The 15,437-nt window shown below is 67.0% G+C and carries 14 protein-coding genes and 1 pseudogene; 3 read left to right on the top strand and 12 right to left on the bottom strand.

What is annotated here, in order from left to right; translation table 11 throughout:
* Nucleotides 1–26: 26 nt before the first annotated feature.
* The 8 genes and pseudogenes from AB0I14_RS08425 to AB0I14_RS08390 form a co-directional block, all read right to left on the bottom strand.
* Nucleotides 27–440 (bottom strand): DUF2752 domain-containing protein, encoded by a 414-nt coding sequence (locus AB0I14_RS08425; RefSeq protein WP_358018662.1) that lies wholly within the window; start codon nt 438–440, stop codon nt 27–29.
* Nucleotides 430–826 (bottom strand): annotated as a pseudogene (locus tag AB0I14_RS08420) (TM2 domain-containing protein). The gene AB0I14_RS08425 and the pseudogene AB0I14_RS08420 overlap by 11 nt, the downstream one beginning before the upstream one ends.
* A gap of 26 nt (nt 827–852) precedes the next feature.
* The gene (lgt, locus tag AB0I14_RS08415) at nt 853–3,105 is read right to left on the bottom strand and encodes a prolipoprotein diacylglyceryl transferase (protein WP_358018659.1); all 2,253 of its coding nucleotides are present in this window, start codon (nt 3,103–3,105) and stop codon (nt 853–855) included.
* Nucleotides 3,102–3,890, bottom strand: coding sequence for a tryptophan synthase subunit alpha (trpA, locus tag AB0I14_RS08410; protein WP_358018656.1), 789 nt, complete (start codon nt 3,888–3,890; stop codon nt 3,102–3,104). Before trpA ends, lgt begins: the two co-directional genes overlap by 4 nt.
* Complete coding sequence (gene trpB, locus AB0I14_RS08405) at nt 3,887–5,152, bottom strand: tryptophan synthase subunit beta (RefSeq protein WP_358018653.1); 1,266 nt, start codon at nt 5,150–5,152, stop codon at nt 3,887–3,889. The genes trpA and trpB overlap by 4 nt, the downstream gene beginning before the upstream one ends.
* Nucleotides 5,153–5,189: 37 nt before the next feature.
* Nucleotides 5,190–6,008 (bottom strand): indole-3-glycerol phosphate synthase TrpC, encoded by an 819-nt coding sequence (gene trpC, locus AB0I14_RS08400; protein WP_358018650.1) that lies wholly within the window; start codon nt 6,006–6,008, stop codon nt 5,190–5,192.
* Between the two features lie 83 nt (nt 6,009–6,091).
* Nucleotides 6,092–6,712, bottom strand: a complete 621-nt coding sequence (locus AB0I14_RS08395) for a TIGR02234 family membrane protein (protein WP_358018647.1) — start codon at nt 6,710–6,712, stop codon at nt 6,092–6,094.
* Complete coding sequence (locus AB0I14_RS08390) at nt 6,709–8,238, bottom strand: anthranilate synthase component I (protein WP_358018644.1); 1,530 nt, start codon at nt 8,236–8,238, stop codon at nt 6,709–6,711. Before AB0I14_RS08390 ends, AB0I14_RS08395 begins: the two co-directional genes overlap by 4 nt.
* A gap of 71 nt (nt 8,239–8,309) precedes the next feature.
* Here AB0I14_RS08390 and AB0I14_RS08385 point away from each other — a divergent pair, with 71 nt between their 5' ends.
* Nucleotides 8,310–8,765 (top strand): peroxiredoxin, encoded by a 456-nt coding sequence (locus AB0I14_RS08385; RefSeq protein WP_358019068.1) that lies wholly within the window; start codon nt 8,310–8,312, stop codon nt 8,763–8,765.
* Here AB0I14_RS08385 and AB0I14_RS08380 read toward each other — a convergent pair.
* Entirely contained in the window at nt 8,752–10,410 is a 1,659-nt protein-coding gene (locus tag AB0I14_RS08380; RefSeq protein ID WP_358019066.1) for a 2-isopropylmalate synthase, read from the bottom strand. The genes AB0I14_RS08385 and AB0I14_RS08380 overlap by 14 nt on opposite strands.
* Before the next feature lie 245 nt (nt 10,411–10,655).
* Between AB0I14_RS08380 and AB0I14_RS08375 the strand changes: the two genes are divergently transcribed.
* Complete coding sequence (locus AB0I14_RS08375) at nt 10,656–11,327, top strand: FCD domain-containing protein (protein WP_358018641.1); 672 nt, start codon at nt 10,656–10,658, stop codon at nt 11,325–11,327.
* A complete protein-coding gene (locus AB0I14_RS08370) occupies nt 11,324–12,121 on the top strand; it encodes an ATP-binding cassette domain-containing protein (RefSeq protein WP_358018638.1) in 798 nt (265 codons plus the stop codon). The genes AB0I14_RS08375 and AB0I14_RS08370 overlap by 4 nt, the downstream gene beginning before the upstream one ends.
* A 72-nt stretch (nt 12,122–12,193) precedes the next feature.
* Here AB0I14_RS08370 and AB0I14_RS08365 read toward each other — a convergent pair whose 3' ends face one another.
* The 3 genes from AB0I14_RS08365 to AB0I14_RS08355 are packed head-to-tail and all read right to left on the bottom strand — an operon-like array spanning nt 12,194 to nt 15,433.
* Nucleotides 12,194–13,189 carry a hypothetical protein gene (locus AB0I14_RS08365; protein ID WP_358018635.1) on the bottom strand — a complete coding sequence of 332 codons (996 nt, stop codon included), beginning with the start codon at nt 13,187–13,189 and terminating at the stop codon, nt 12,194–12,196.
* Nucleotides 13,179–14,825: an N-6 DNA methylase gene (locus AB0I14_RS08360; protein ID WP_358018632.1), complete on the bottom strand. Its 1,647-nt coding sequence runs from the start codon at nt 14,823–14,825 to the stop codon at nt 13,179–13,181. The genes AB0I14_RS08365 and AB0I14_RS08360 overlap by 11 nt, the downstream gene beginning before the upstream one ends.
* 50 nt (nt 14,826–14,875) lie before the next feature.
* Nucleotides 14,876–15,433 carry a hypothetical protein gene (locus tag AB0I14_RS08355; RefSeq protein WP_358018629.1) on the bottom strand — a complete coding sequence of 186 codons (558 nt, stop codon included), beginning with the start codon at nt 15,431–15,433 and terminating at the stop codon, nt 14,876–14,878.
* Nucleotides 15,434–15,437 lie beyond the last annotated feature (4 nt).

Below are 15,437 nucleotides of genomic sequence, written 5' to 3'. Positions count from 1 at the left end.
TTCAGTGTATCAGCGCAGGTGGGCTACTACTGAGTGCTTATCGTCGGGACCAACGGGAAGCCAGGCAGGTTCCGCACCACGGTCCAGAGCACCAACGTGACCACGATCGTCACCACCGCCGGCACCGGAAACAGCGGCTTGCCCAGCCGCCACCGGACCACCATCCACACGATGAGGGACGGAAGACCGACCAGGGCGAATACGTTGTCGACGACAGCAGCACCCACGTCGCCGTGCAGCAGGTCGTGGGTCATCCGCAGGCCGCCACAGGCCGGACAGTTCCACCCGGTCAGAGCCTTGAACGGACACCCCGGAAACAAGAATCCGGGACGGTGTGGATCGGCCATACCGATGTAGGTCAACGCGCCGGCGCCGAGCACTCCCGAGGCCAGCAGCGAATACCGCCCCGTCGTCGTGGTGGTGAGGCCGCTAGGTGCCATCGCGAAGTGGACGCCCGTACGTATCGCGGACCCTGTCGGTAAGGATCAGGATCGCGTCGATGAGCCCCCAAATGATGGCCCCTATGCCGCAGGTGGCCAACCCCACGATCAACTGGGCGACGCCCAATCCGGGTCTGGCCCAAGTAGATCCGCCCGATGCCCACAAAGCCGAACAAGCCGACCAACTGCAGTAGACCTGCAACCACCTTGGACTTGTCGGAAAGCGGTTCGCCGGTGACCGGATGACGGCCAAATGGCGCGCTCGGATCCATGAACGCCGGTGGATACGGCGAGTAGCCCGGTGGCGGCGGGTATCCTGCGGGCGGTGGAAAGCCGGCCGGCGGCGGGATATCCGAGGGACCTGCGGACTGCGACGGATCAGTCATACAGCCAGGATGCCAGAGTCGGATCCTTACCGGTTACGGCGCAACCAGCGACGCACGCGGCCGCCCTGCTCGGTCGGCTCGTCAACAGCGGGTGACTCGGAGCCGGTTTCGCCGGAGACGTCCTCATCGACTTCGTCGGTCTCGTCCTGCTCGGCAGTCTCGGACTCTGCGTCACCGTCTGCCTCATCGGCAGTCTCGGCATCCTCGTCTTCGTCGGTTGCGTCCTCGGTGTCCGACTCGGATACAGCCTCGGCCTCATCGGTCGCGTCGTCGGCGTCGGCCTGCTCGGCAGCGTCGGGTGCCTCATCGACGGCCTCATCGGCAGCGGCACTATCGCCCGCATCTTCGGCTTCGGCTTCGGCTTCGGCTTCGGCTTCGGAGGGATCAGCTACCGCTGCCGCTGACTCATCGGCATCCGCGTCGACCGCAACCGCTGCAGAGTCAGACTCCTCGTCAGAGGTCGCCTCATACGCGTCGTCGTCGGCCGCGGGCTCCTCGCCCGCCTCGGAGTCGGTTTCGGCGGGTTCAGGCTCTTCGTCGGCATCGGCCTCGTCGGTTGTCTCGGCGGCGTCTTCCCCGACCTCAGCCTCGACGGCATCCGCCACCGGAGCTTCAGCCTGGTCGACCTCGTCGGTATCCACCGACTCCTCGGCCTCAGCAGGCTCAACCGGACCGGCCTCGTCGGCGACATCGTCGTCAACGCCGGCCCCGACTACCGCTTCCTCACCTTCGGTGTCGTCGGCGGTCTCGTCAGCCGCCTGCTCCTCGGCAGCTTCCCCAGATTCGGGTTCCGGCTCGGCGTCCACATCAGTGGACTCGTCGGCAACAGCGACCTCGTCCGCGCCGTCTTCCTCGACCTCCGACTCAGCTTCGGCTTCGGCTTCACCAGCGTCATCCTCGGCATCAGTGGACTCGTCGTCAGCTGTGGCTTCGTCCGCAGCCTCTTCCTCGACGTCGGACTCGGCTACCGCATCCTCATCGGTGGCCTGCTCTTCGGCGGCCTCGTCCTCAGCCACATCGTCGGATTCGGCCTCAGCATCGGTGGACTCGTCGTCAGCAGCGAACTCGTCCGCAGCCTCGTCCTCGAGGTCCGCCTCGCCGGCGTCCTCGTCGGCCTGATCCTCGGATTCGACTTCCGGCTCGCCTTCGGCTTCTGCCGACTCCTCGTCGCCGGCGTCCTCGTCAGCATCGTCAGACTCTGCATTGATCGCCTTCAGTTCGATGGCCGCAGCAGCTTCGGCGCCGTCGTCCTCGCTGGCGCCGACCTCATCCGGATGCATGTGGTCGGCATCCTCGGCGTCCTCGTCATCGTCTTGTCCCGCCGCCGTTGCAGCCGCGACAACACCGGTGGTGGCCGCTGCGGCAACGACTTCCTTACCGAGTTCGTCGAGCGCCGACTCATCCTCTTCGTCCTCGCGGTTACCCACCAAGGTCGCCGGGTCTTCCCGTCCCTTGGTCGCCAGCATGATGTAGACGACGGCGCCGATGAACACGAAGGTCGAGGTGAAGGTATTGATGCGGATTCCGGCGAACTCGGTTGCCGGGTCGCTGCGCATCAATTCGACCAGGAACCGGCCCGCGCAATAGCCGGCCACATAAAGCGCGAACAGCCTTCCGTGGCCGAGTTTGAACTTACGGTCGGCCCAGATCAGCAGCGCGAAAATCAGTAAGTTCCACAGCAATTCGTAGAGGAACGTGGGGTGTACCACCCGTAGGACCTCGCCGGTCGACACTCCGTTGAGATCATCCACCCTGCCGAGGGAGTTCACGCGTTTGTAGATCTCCAGGCCCCACGGGAGTGTGGTGTCGCCGCCGTACAGCTCTTGGTTGAAGTAGTTTCCGAGCCGGCCGATGGCCTGAGCCAAGATGATTCCCGGAGCGATCGCATCACCGAAGGCCGGCAGTGGAATTCCGTGCGAACGGCAACCGATCCAGGCTCCGACGCCGCCCAGTGCGACGGCGCCCCAGATTCCCAGACCGCCCTGCCAGACCTGGAATGCTGCGCCCAGTCCCTTTCCGGTCGGCCCGAAATAGGTGGGCCAGTCCGTCATGACGTGATAGAGCCGGCCACCGACCAGCCCGAAAGGTACTGCCCACAAGGCGATGTCATAGATGACGCCGGCTTGGCCGCCCCGCGCCTGCCAACGCCGGTCGCCGATCACCAGCGCTGCGATGATGCCGACGATGATGCACAGCGCATACGCGCGGATCGGCACCGGCCCCAGATGCCAGACGCCCTGTGACGGGCTGGGCAAATACGCGAGCACGGTAGTGGTCAAGCTGAAATCCTCTGCCTAACGCCGTTGGCCAGTTCTTCGGTGAGGCGACGGACTGCGTCCAGCCCCTCGCTCAGGGCCGACACGAGTGCCGACCCGACGATGACGCCGTCGGCGTAGGCGCCGATCTCGGCCGCCTGCGCTCCCGAGCGCACACCCAATCCGACCCCGACGGGGATGTCGGACACTTCCTTGACGCGCCGCACCAACTCCGGCGCCGCGTTCGAGACCACATCGCGTGCCCCGGTGACGCCCATCGTCGAGGCGGCGTAGACAAAACCTCGCGAAGCATGCACCGTCGCCGCGAGCCGTTCCGGCGTCGAGGACGGGGCGACCAGGAAAATCCGGTCCAGATTGTGTTCCTCGGATGCGGCGATCCAGTCGACGGCTTCCTCGGGGATCAGATCGGGGGTGATCAGACCGTATCCACCGGCGGAGGCCAGGTCGCGGGCAAATGTGTCAACGCCCTTGCGCAGCACCGGGTTCCAGTAGGTCATCACCACGGCGCGGCCGCCGGCGTTGCTGATCGCCTCGACTGCCGCCAGCGTGTCGCGGACCCGCACCCCACCGGCCAGTGCGGCCTCGGTGGCGGCGGCGATCGTCGGTCCGTCCATCCCTGGATCCGAGTAGGGAACGCCGACTTCCACCAGATCGCAACCGGATTCGACCATCGCCGTCATCGCCGCGATCGAAGTCTGAACGTCCGGGAACCCGGTCGGCAGATAGCCGATCAGCGCGGCACGGCCCTCGGCGCGGCAGCCGTCGAACAACTCCGCCAGCCGGCTCATCCCGCGCTCCCCTCATCGAGCAGTCCGAACCACTTGGCCGCAGTCTCAACGTCCTTGTCACCGCGCCCGGACAAGTTCACCACGATGATCGATCCACTGCCCAGTTCAGGCCCCAGCTTGAGCGCGCCGGCCACCGCGTGCGCCGACTCGATCGCCGGGATGATGCCCTCGCGACGGCACAGCAGCGAGAACGCGTCCATCGCCTCGGTATCGGTGACCGGGCGGTACTCGGCACGACCGATGTCCTTGAGGAACGCATGCTCGGGCCCGACGCCCGGGTAGTCCAAACCGGCCGAGATGGAATGCGATTCGATCGTCTGGCCGTCCTCGTCCTGCAACAGGTAGGAGAACGATCCTTGGAACGCACCGGGTGAGCCGCCGGTGAAGGTCGCGGCGTGCCGACCCGTCTCGACACCGTCGCCCGCGGCCTCGAAACCGACCAATCGGACCGCTGGGTCGTCGATGAACGCGTGGAACACGCCGATGGCGTTCGAGCCGCCGCCGACGCACGCGGTGACCGCGTCGGGTAACCGACCGGCCTGATCGAGGATCTGCGCCCTGGCCTCCATGCCGATGATCCGCTGGAAATCACGCACCATCAGCGGGAACGGATGAGGACCGGCCGCCGTCCCGAAGCAGTAATAAGTGTCGTCGGCGTTCGTCACCCAGTCCCGGAACGCTTCGTTGATCGCGTCCTTGAGGGTCTTGGATCCGGCCTCGACCGAGACCACGGTCGCGCCGAGCAGCCGCATCCGCGCGACGTTGAGGGCCTGACGGGCGGTGTCCACCGCGCCCATGTAGACGATGCATTCCAGACCGAGCAGCGCACACGCCGTGGCGGTGGCGACGCCGTGCTGACCGGCGCCGGTCTCGGCGATGACGCGGGTCTTGCCCATCTGCCGCGCCAGCAGCGCCTGTCCCAGAACGTTGTTGATCTTGTGAGAACCGGTGTGGTTCAGATCTTCTCGCTTGAGGAAGATGCGCGCGCCGCCGGCATACTCGGACAGCCGGGCGGCCTCGTACAGCGGGGACGGCCGGCCACTGTAATGACGCTGCAACCGGTCGAGCTCGTCGAGGAAGGCTTGATCGCCGCGGGCCTTCTCATAGGCCGCGGTCACCTCCTCGATCACCGCCATCAGTGCCTCGGGAACCAACCGGCCACCGTAAGAACCGAAATGCCCCAGTGCGTCGGGATCGTGAACGGTCGGTTCGGCCACGCCTGCGCTGGAACGGGGCAACTCAGGCCCCGCGAGATCCGCCATCAAACAGCCTTTTCGTGCAAGCGGCTCATCGCCTGGTTCAGCGAGCCGGTTTCGGGCAGGACGGGTGTGTACCGGCGGTGACCAGATCGGCGACCGCGCTGCGGGGATCCCCGCTGGTCACCAGGCCCTCACCGACCAGCACTGCATCGGCACCCGCGCCGGCATACGCCAGCAGATCAGCGGTTCCACGTATTCCGGACTCCGCGACGCGGATGACATTGCTGGGCAGCCCCGGAGCGATCCGGCTGAAGCAGTCCCGGTCGACGTCAAGCGTCTTGAGGTCGCGGGCATTGACGCCGATGACCTTGGCGCCGGCCTGCAGCGCCCGGTCGGCCTCTTCTTCGGTGTGCACCTCCACCAGAGCCGTCATCCCGAGGGATTCCGTGCGCTCCAGCAGCGATTCCAACACCGGCTGCTCCAGTGCCGCCACAATCAGCAGCAACAGGTCGGCACCGTGCGCCCGGGCTTCATGGATCTGGTACGGCTTGACGATAAAATCCTTGCGCAGCACCGGAATTGACACTGCGGCCCGCACCGCGTCGAGGTCATCCAGAGATCCGTTGAACCTGCGCTGCTCAGTGAGCACACTGATCACCCGCGCGCCGCCGGACTCATACGCCTTGGCCAACTGCGCCGGGTCGGCGATATTGGCCAACTCGCCCCGAGACGGGCTCGCCCGCTTCACCTCGGCGATCACCGCAATTCCCGGTTCCCGCAATGCAGCCATCACATTGAGTGGCGCAGGTGCGTCCTGGGCCCGCGCTTTGATATCAGCCAGGCTGATAACGGCCTCGCGGGCGGCAACGTCGGCGCGGACTCCCTCGATAATGGAGTCGAGCACTGTGGCCGAACTCATCGCCCGTCGGTTCCTTTCTGGTGCCTCCGGGCCGGTCCCGGTTGCCCTCCCTCGAAGGGTAGCCGCCGCCACACCTTCACCATTCACCGGCCCTTACTGTCCGGATCACTGCCCTCGCCGGTCGGATCGTGACCTTCGTCCAGCGCATCCCACAGCATTCGCTCCGACATCGGCTCATCACCGCCGTCTCCCCTGGCTGCCTCGCGCCGCGCCGCAGGTGCCGCGTAGCGGCCCGTACTGCCGCGCTTCGCACTATTGGCCGACCGCATCAGCAGCACCGCACCGACCAGTGCACACACCGCCGCCACCAGGGTCAGTACTGCGCCCCCGAAGGAACGACTGGTCCCGCCTCCGGCTGCGGTCAGCTGGGAGACCGGAACGACAGCCAGGTCAGCAGCCCGCTGCGCGACATCCTTGGCCACCCACAGGCTGATCCCCAGGTACCCCATCCCGGCGCTGGCTGCGGCGATCAGCAGGGCCAGCAACCGCAACGCCCAGCCGTGTACGGCCAGCACCGCGACCGCGGCCGCCAGCACCAGCAACGCCAGCGGGATCAAAGCCGTCGACCAGGTTGCGCCCGTCAACGCCGTGGCCTTGGGCTGGCCCAGCCCGTCGAACGACGTCAGCGAGACCCAGGTCATCCGCGACGCGACCCACAGCAGCACCGCCGCGACGACGAACAACGCCTGCGCCACCCGGGTCACGGCTCGGCCAATGTGTCAGCGGCGGCAATGGCGTTGAGCACAGCTTTCGCCTTGTTCGCCGATTCGTTGTACTCGTAGGGGCCGTTGGAATCGGCCACGACTCCCCCGCCGGCCTGCACATAGGCCGTGCCGTCACGCATCAGCGCGGTCCGGATGGCGATCGCGAAGTCGGCATTGCCCGCGAAGTCCAGGTAGCCCAGCACGCCGCCGTACAGGCCGCGCCGGGTCATTTCGACCTCCTCGATCAACTCCATGGCCCGCACCTTGGGCGCCCCCGACAGGGTTCCTGCCGGGAAGCACGCCGTCACCGCATCCAACGCGGTCTTGCCCTCCGCCAACTCCCCCGTCACCGTGGACACCAGGTGCATCACGTGGCTGTAGCGCTCGATGTGGCTGTAATCCTCCACCCGCACAGTGCCCGGGCGGCACACCCGCCCCAGATCGTTGCGGCCGAGGTCGACGAGCATCAGGTGCTCGGCGCGTTCCTTCTCGTCGGCCAGCAGCTCCTTTTCCAGCAGCACATCTTCTTCCTCCGTGGTACCGCGCCACCGCGTTCCCGCGATCGGGTGGGTGGTGGCCCGGCCGTCTTTCACCGTGACCAGCGCCTCGGGGCTGGAGCCGACGACCGAGAAGTCCAGTCCGCCATCGGCATCGGGGACATTGAGCAGATACATATACGGGCTCGGGTTGGTCACCCGCAGCATCCGGTAGACGTCAATCGGGTCGGCGGCGGTATCCATTTCGAACCGCTGCGAGGGCACCACCTGGAAGGCTTCGCCGGCCTCGATGTCACCGACGAGTTTGTCGACGATCGCGGTGTACTCCTCCACCGTGCGCTGCGCGCGGTGGTTGGGCGCAGGCCGGCTGAACGTCGCCACCGTGGACGGCAGCGGCTGGCCGAGGGCGGCGGTCATCACATCGAGGCGTCGCACCGCATCGTCATACGCCTCGTCAACCCGTTCGTCGGTGCCGTTCCAGTTCACCGCGTTGGCGATCAGGGTGATGGTGCCCTCGTGGTGGTCGACGGCGGCGATGTCGGTGGCCAGCAGCAGCACCATGTCCGGCAGGCCCAGATCGTCTATGGCGAGCTCCGGGAGCCGTTCCAGCCGGCGCACCATGTCGTAGGCGAAATAGCCCACCAACCCCGAGGACAGCGGCGGCAGGTCCGGCACCGCCTCGGTCTGCAGCAGGTCCAGCGTGGCCCGCAAGGCTGCCAACGGCTCGCCGCCGCTGGGCGCATCCCTGGGGGCCGTACCCAGCCACACCGCCTGGTCGTCGCGGACCGTCAGGGCTGAGGGGGCACCGGCGCCGATGAACGACCATCGCGACCACGACCGACCGTTCTCGGCGGATTCCAGCAGGAACGTGCCGGGACGGTTGGCGGCGAGCTTGCGGTACGCGGACAACGGCGTCTCGCTGTCGGCCAGCACCTTGCGCGTCACCGGGACCACGCGGTGCTCAGCGGCCAGCGCCCGGAAATCCTCGCGCGATGTGGTGCGGGTGAGGCTGTCGGCGGTGGTTTGCACAGACCAATCCTCCCAGATCGGCAGAGCAGGACTGGCATGCAGACGGCGTAGCCTGAGCGACCATGACACAGATCAGGACCGGTGACACCGTTCCCGACTTCGAACTCCCGGACCAGACCGGCACGAATCGCAGCCTGACGAGCCTGCTCGCCGACGGCCCGGTGGTGCTGTTCTTCTATCCGGCGGCGATGACGCCTGGATGCACCAAGGAGGCCTGTCACTTCCGGGATCTGGCCGGCGAGTTCACCGCCGCCGGGGCGGCCCGGGTCGGCATCAGCACCGACCCGGTCGCCAAGCAGGCCAAGTTCGCCGACATCCAGAGTTTCGACTACCCGCTGCTCTCGGATGCCGACGGCAAGGTGGCGGCCCAGTTCGGGGTGAAGCGTGGCCTGCTCGGCAAGCTCATGCCGGTCAAGCGGACCACGTTCGTCATCGACACCGACCGCACTGTGCTCGCGGTGATCTCCAGCGAGATCAGCATGGACACCCACGCCGACAAGGCACTGGAAGTCCTCAAGGCGCGTTGACCGCCCGCAGCACCGCCGCCATCGACGCCGCGAGCACCGAATCGCTGCGCCCGCACGCCCATCCGGTGCGGCCGGCCGACCGGTACTCCAGATAGCTGACGGCGGTGCTGCCGATCGATTGTTGGGTCAGGCTCAACACCTCGATCGAATGGCCGATCTCCGCGAGGGCGGCCCGCAGCGCATCCACCGGGCCGATGCCGCGGTGGCTGCTGGTCACGGTACGGCCGTCGAACACCAGCGTGAGGTCGGTGACCGCGGCCGCACCGTCGCCGCCGGTGTGCCAGTCCTTGAGCTGCACCGGCCCGGCCGGATCGAGATAGGTCGCCTCGAACAACTCGAACAGTTCGGCGGCGGTGACCTCGGCACCGCTTTCGTCGGTGTGCGCCTGGACGTGACGGGCGAAATCGATCTGCAGGCGGCGGGGCAGATCCAGCCCGTATTCGCCTGCCAGCAGGTAGGCGATCCCGCCCTTGCCGGACTGTGAGTTCACCCGGATCACCGCGTCGTAGGTGCGACCGATATCGGCCGGGTCGATCGGCAGATACGGTACCCGCCAATCGATTTCATTTTCCGGCCGCCCGACGTCCGCGGCGCGGCGGCGATGTTCGGCGAAACCTTTCTTGATCGCGTCCTGATGTGTTCCCGAGAACGCCGTGTGCACCATGTCCCCGACATAGGGATGGCGCTCGTGGATCGGCATGCGGGTGCAGTGACTGACCGTCCGCGCGATCTCGTCGATGTCGGAGAAGTCGATCATCGGATCCACGCCCTGGGCATGCAGATTCAGTGCCAGGGTGGCGATGTCGACATTGCCGGTACGTTCACCGTTGCCGAACACGCAGCCTTCGACCCGCTGCGCCCCGGCCAGTACCGCCAGCTCGGCGCAGGCGATGCCGGTCCCCCGATCGTTGTGCGGGTGCACCGACAGGATGACGCTGTCCCGACGAGACAGATTGCGGTGCATGTACTCGATCTGATCGGCGTAGACGTTCGGGGTGGCAACCTCGACGGTGGCCGGCAGGTTCAGGATGACGGGACGGTCCGGGGTGGCCTGCCACAGCCTGGTCACCGCGTCGCACAGCTGCAGCACGTAGTCGGGCTCGGTGAGGTTGAACACCTCCGGTGAGAACTCGAACCGCACATTGGGCATGCTGTCGGTGAACTCGAGGACGTCCCGCGCGCCGGCCAGGATCAGGTCCCGCAATTCAGTGCGGTCCTTCCCCAACACGACATCGCGCCAGGTCGGTGCGGTGGCGGTGTACATGTGGATGACGACGTCGTTGCCGATGCCGCGCACCGAGTCCACGGTCCGTTCGATCAGGTCGCGGCGTGCCGGAACGAACACGACGATGGTGACATCCGGCGGGGCGATATCGGATTCCGCGAGCAGCCGGACGAAGTCGAAGTCGGTCTGCGACGCCGACGGGTATCCGACCTCGATTTCCTTGTAGCCCATGGCGACCAGCAGCTCGAAGAACCGGCGTTTGCGGGCCGGGTCCATCGGCTCGGCCAGCGCCTGGTTGCCGTCACGCAGATCCACTGGGACCCACAACGGCGCGGCGGTGATCCGGGCGGTAGGCCAATCACGTTGCACCAGAGGTACTTCGATGCGGTCGTACACGCTCGAGTAACGACCCGACGGCATCTGGGACTGCCGCTGTCGGTTCCAGCCCGGTGCGGTCGCCGGGATGTCCCCGGCCGGGGTGGCGATGGTGGGAAATGCTGACGTTGTCATGAGGGTGCCTTCGGTCGGATGGGTTTCGACCGGCGCGACACAGCCCCACGGCAGGGGGCCGGTCGATTCAGGCCCCGCCGCGGCGGCTAAGCAGGAGGACACGCGTCATGATGGCTAGACTATACACAACTCCTCAGACAAGTAGACAGGTTGCGATGACGTCCCAAGTACAGCGTCACCCGCTGGCGACCCAGACCGCCCAGCTGCTCCTGACGCGCATCCGTCAGGGCGAATGGCCGCTGGGTCACCGGCTCCCCGGCGAGACGACACTGGCCGCCCAACTCGGCGTCGGCCGCTCCACCCTGCGCGAGGCCATCCGCGAGCTGTCCGGGAAGGGCGTTCTGGAGAGCCGCCAGGGCGCCGGGGTCTTCGTCACCGCGCTGGACGCCGTCGAAGACTGGGACACGGTGCTGCGCCGCGCCACCATCGTGTCGGTGATCGAGGCCCGCATCGCCATCGAGGCCGAAGCCGCCGCACTGGCCGCCGCCCGCCGCACCCCCGCCGATCTGCGCGCGATCCGTCGCACCCTGGCCGCCCGCGGCGTGGTCGGCCAGTCGGTACCCGATCACGTCGACGCGGATATGGCATTTCACCGCACGGTGATCGCCGCCGCCCACAACGAGGTGCTGATCCAGTTGTTCGACGCCTTCCTGCCGCGGCTGCGGCTGGCGATGATCGACATGCTCAAGATCCAGCCCATCGCATCCGAGCCCTGCGACCACGACCTGCACCAGCAATTGGCCGACGCAATCGTCGCCCGAGATCCCGAGGCCGCAGCAGCCGCCAGCAGAACCCATTTGAGCTCAATGAAGGAGTCCTTCGCATGACCCCGGTCCTCGACATCACCGATGTGACCTTCCGCCGCGACGGCAAGCAGATCATCGACGGCATCTCCCTGACCGTGCAGTCCGGTGAGCATTGGGCACTCTTGGGGCCCAATGGTGCCGGCAAGAGCACACTGCTGGGTTTCTGTGCGGCCGTGACGTTTCCGACCTCGGGCACCGTGCGAGTGCTCGGCGGCCAGATGGGCCGCACCGATCTGGCCGTGCTGCGACGCTCCATCGGTCACGTCAATCCCCGGCATCGCCTGCAGTACCCGCTCACCGTGCGCGAGGTGGTACTCACCGGCATCACCGCCACCATCGACATTGCCGCCCACTGGACGCCCACCCCCGAGCAGGTGCGCCGGGCCGACGACCTCATCGATACCGTGGGGCTGACCGCCCGCGCTGACGCGATCTGGCCGACGCTGTCTCAGGGCGAACGCGGACGCACCTTGATCGCGCGGGCATTGATTGCCGATCCGCAGCTGCTCCTGCTGGACGAACCCACTACCGGTCTGGACGTCGCAGCCCGCGAGCAGTTACTGGAAACCCTTGATACATTGGATGACTCGCATCCCGACATGGCCTCGATCCTGGTCACGCACCACCTCGAGGAGCTGCCCACCAGCACCACGCACGCCCTGCTCATCTCGCAGGGACGCACGGTGGCCAGTGGGCCGGCCCGCGATGTGGTCAACACCGAACACGTCAGCGACGCCTTCGCCCACCCTGTGGTGGTGGGGTATCAGGACGGCAGATGGAGCGCGCGGGCCAAGGCCAGCTCGCGAGTCTTGTAGCCTCCGTGAGTGCGACGCAAAGGTCGTTCACGGCGCGAATCTGCGACCTTTGCGTTGATCTCGGCGATTCTGTCAGGCGTCGGACGGCGTGTTACGACGCCGGCGTGCCTCACGGTGCCGGGTCACCGGTGTGGTGTCGATGACGCGGTTGACCATGGTCGCCAGAAAACGCGAAGGCTGCAGCCCGGGCGGCACCGTGTCGTGCCGGATCACGATGTCGGGCAGTGCCGCCAACGCCTCGTCGACGGCGGCCGTGGCAACGTCGACGATCTCGAACAGTGCATCGGGCTCGGCTTTTTCGATGCTGTCGACTTCCTCGTCCGCGGACTCGGCGACCTCGGAGTCGTAGTCGATCATCACCAGCGCCACCGCGTGATAGGCGTCGTCCTCGGTGCCGAGCTTGCCCAGCAGGTCGATGAGCCACTCGGCCTTGTCCGGTTCGGTGCTGAGAATCGTCGAGCGTAGACCGTAGACGAATCCGAGCGCCGACAACGGGTGGCGCAGGCGCAGATTCTTGGCGTCGCCGTAGCTTTCCTCGACACGGTTGGCGGCATTCTTGCCGAAGCTGGAATCCATCCGCTTGGTGCTGATCAGCAGTTCCGGGCCGGTGTCCCAGTCCGACATCACCACATCGACCTGCTTCATGTAGTGCTTGCCCAGCACGCTGGCGCTCGACGCGGCAACGCCTTTCATCGATCGCTTGAGCCGTTGCTCGATGAGGTGCCGTTCCTTCTGTGGCAGCGCCTCGAGCAGACTGGCGATCGCGCCGGGCATGATCCGCGGATCCGTCGCCCTGGGCCACACCGCATCCGGATCGAATCCGGCGCGCCGCAACTCGTAGGCCAGCCACACATCCAACGCCAGCGCCGGAACTCCGGTGGTGGAAGGCGCATCCAGGAACAACGGCACCCCGAGAAGCTTGCGCAGCACCCGGAAATCCGGGACGAAGGTCAGCTCGCCCGCGCTGCGTACCCACGGGTTGGTGTGCACGCCGCCAGGCGCCGCGTCGGCCACGATGCGGTCGAAGATCGCCCACGCGGTGGCTTTGGTCGACGGTTCAGCGGGCACGCCGAGACCTTACCGTCCGGCGGGTCGCCAATGAATCGCGCGCCGTCCGAACAGGTTCCAAGACGATCCGGGCCGGAAGTCCCAACGCGTCGTCGACGACGCGCGTCGCGTCGAGCAGCCTGCCGCGCTCCAGGAGCGCCCCGACGCGTCGGCGCACCGCTCGCAGCTCGTCGGCGCGAGCAGCCACCAGATCGGGCGACGGAACCAGCCAGCGATCGGCCTCACGCGGTTCGATCTTGAGGATGCCGCCGCCGTAGGAGCGGCCGACGATCTCGGCATGGAGCACCGTCACCGAGTTCAGCGCGGCCAACCCGAGCAGGTCGCGGCCCAGCGTGCGTACCCCGTCACCCAGGTACACCCCGTGCACCGAGTTGAGGTGATGCGCCTTCGCTCGGTTGGTGACCAGGCGCGGGGTGTCCGCATTCATGCAGGTCAACAGCACATCGGCCGGACTCACCAGTGGCACCAGATACCAGGGCTGCCGCACCCGGCACTTGTAGGCCAGGTGCACGCCGGCGGCGTGCCCGGCATCGATGTAGCGCTGTGCCGCCGCCGACGGGTGCCCGGCCGGCCGGAACAGATGGATGGACCGGCCGTCCTCCCCCAGTCTGTCCAACTGTTCGGCCGACAGCGTCAGCCCGCGTAGGTGCGCGCTGCCCGGCGGCGACAACGGCAGCAGGTCGGTGCGCTGCAGACCCAGTTCACCTACGCGCTCCGGGGACAGCGCGAAGTAGCCGTTGTTGCCCGTCACCATGCCCAGGGTCGTGTCGCCCCAGGTCTCCAGCATCGTGAAATGCCCGTCAGTGTGCAGACGGTGGATCGCCTCCACCGGCGCGTTGCCGATCAACCCGCTGACCCATTTGTCGGCGGGATCGCGCGGTGACCAACGCCGCTGTGCGAGCTCGGATGTCAATGAGCCCGCGTTACGGGCCCGATGGATGACGGCATGACCGCACGGCCCGCCGCCGTAGCCGTCGGCCAGCAGCAGCACCACGTCGGCCTCGGCCTCGGGGAACACCTGCTCGTCGAACATCACCAGCTCGACGCTCGCGAACCGGTCGAACAAGAACTTCCGCACCGCCCCTGCGTAGTTGACGCTGAGCAGCTCGGCGGGCAGCACCAGCGCCAGGCGCCCACCCGGCCGCAGGAACAGCGCGGCGTGCACGGTGAACGCGGCCCAACTCGAGGCCAGGCCAGACAACGTCACCCCGGCCTTGAGTGCAGCGCGCCGCGACTGCGCCCTGGTCGCGCCCCGGAACTCTTGATAGCGGATGTAGGGCGGATTGCCGATCACCGCGGTGTATTCGGCACGCGGTTCGATGGCGAAGAAGTCCGCAGTCCGGATGCGGGCCCGTCCCCCGGCCTCGGTCACCCGGCGGCGCGCGGTGGCCGCACTGGACCGGTGGATCTCGATGCCGTCAAGCTCGGGTAGCTCAACACCGAGCTCATGCAGCCGGCGCGCGGCGGCCACCAGAAAGGCAGCGTCACCTGCCGAGGGTTCCAGGACCCGCTCATCAGCCGAGCGCACCGCCCACTGCGCGAGATAGTCGGTGATCGGGGCCGGGGTGAAGAACGCTCCGCGCGCCTTGCGGTCCGCGGCGGAATCGCCGCGGGCCGGCACAGCGCTGTCAGTCACTCCGCCATTCTTGCCGACCACACCGACAAGTCGATGACCGCAACGCCCGCTCAGAGCTTGAAGTTGGTGTAGACGACCCGGTGCCCGAGAAATCCGCTGACCGCGGCGATAAACTCGGGCGCCAATGGATTCCAATTCCAGAACTCCACGGTCAGCAGGCCGAAGCCCCAAGCCGGGTCCCAATCCCACCCGTTGAGGTCGTTGGCGCCACCACAGGACGGGCAGGGCATCGCACCGACACCGCCGTCCGACCATTCACCGATGGCCGCGAACGCTGCCTCACGCTTCTGATCGTTCGATGCGAGCAACTCCCGGTGCCCGCAATGCCGACAGGTGAGGACTTCCGGCTCGTAGCTATACGACACCACCCGTCCGACGCTGATTTCGGCCCCATTGGTCCACAGCACCGGTGCCGGATCGGTTCCGCCGACAGCATGGCCATAGTTCGGTCCGGGCGGGTGCCCAAGGGGCGCCCCGAGTACGCAGTCGGTTTGCTCGGCACTGATCATCCCGGTGTCGATGAGCCACCGCGTCAGGCGTGCGCCCAGCTCCGGTGCGTCCTCGGCCGACACCTCGACGTCGACCAGTGACTGCGACCAATCTCCCATCGGT

Source organism: Mycobacterium sp. NPDC050441 (genome assembly GCF_040655355.1).
Classification (GTDB): Bacteria; Actinomycetota; Actinomycetes; order Mycobacteriales; family Mycobacteriaceae; genus Mycobacterium.
This window is presented reverse-complemented; position numbering and strand designations above follow the sequence as displayed.

Excerpts from the sequence above, each read along its gene's own strand:
- AB0I14_RS08425 (WP_358018662.1), bottom strand. The coding sequence starts at position 440 with ATGGCACCTAGCGGCCTCACCACCACGACGACGGGGCGGTATTCGCTG.
- trpA (WP_358018656.1), bottom strand. The coding sequence starts at position 3,890 with ATGAGCCGGCTGGCGGAGTTGTTCGACGGCTGCCGCGCCGAGGGCCGT.
- trpB (WP_358018653.1), bottom strand. The coding sequence starts at position 5,152 with ATGGCGGATCTCGCGGGGCCTGAGTTGCCCCGTTCCAGCGCAGGCGTG.
- trpC (WP_358018650.1), bottom strand. The coding sequence starts at position 6,008 with ATGAGTTCGGCCACAGTGCTCGACTCCATTATCGAGGGAGTCCGCGCC.
- AB0I14_RS08380 (WP_358019066.1), bottom strand. The coding sequence starts at position 10,410 with ATGCCGTCGGGTCGTTACTCGAGCGTGTACGACCGCATCGAAGTACCT.
- AB0I14_RS08375 (WP_358018641.1), top strand. The coding sequence starts at position 10,656 with ATGACGTCCCAAGTACAGCGTCACCCGCTGGCGACCCAGACCGCCCAG.
- AB0I14_RS08370 (WP_358018638.1), top strand. The coding sequence starts at position 11,324 with ATGACCCCGGTCCTCGACATCACCGATGTGACCTTCCGCCGCGACGGC.
- AB0I14_RS08355 (WP_358018629.1), bottom strand. The coding sequence starts at position 15,433 with ATGGGAGATTGGTCGCAGTCACTGGTCGACGTCGAGGTGTCGGCCGAG.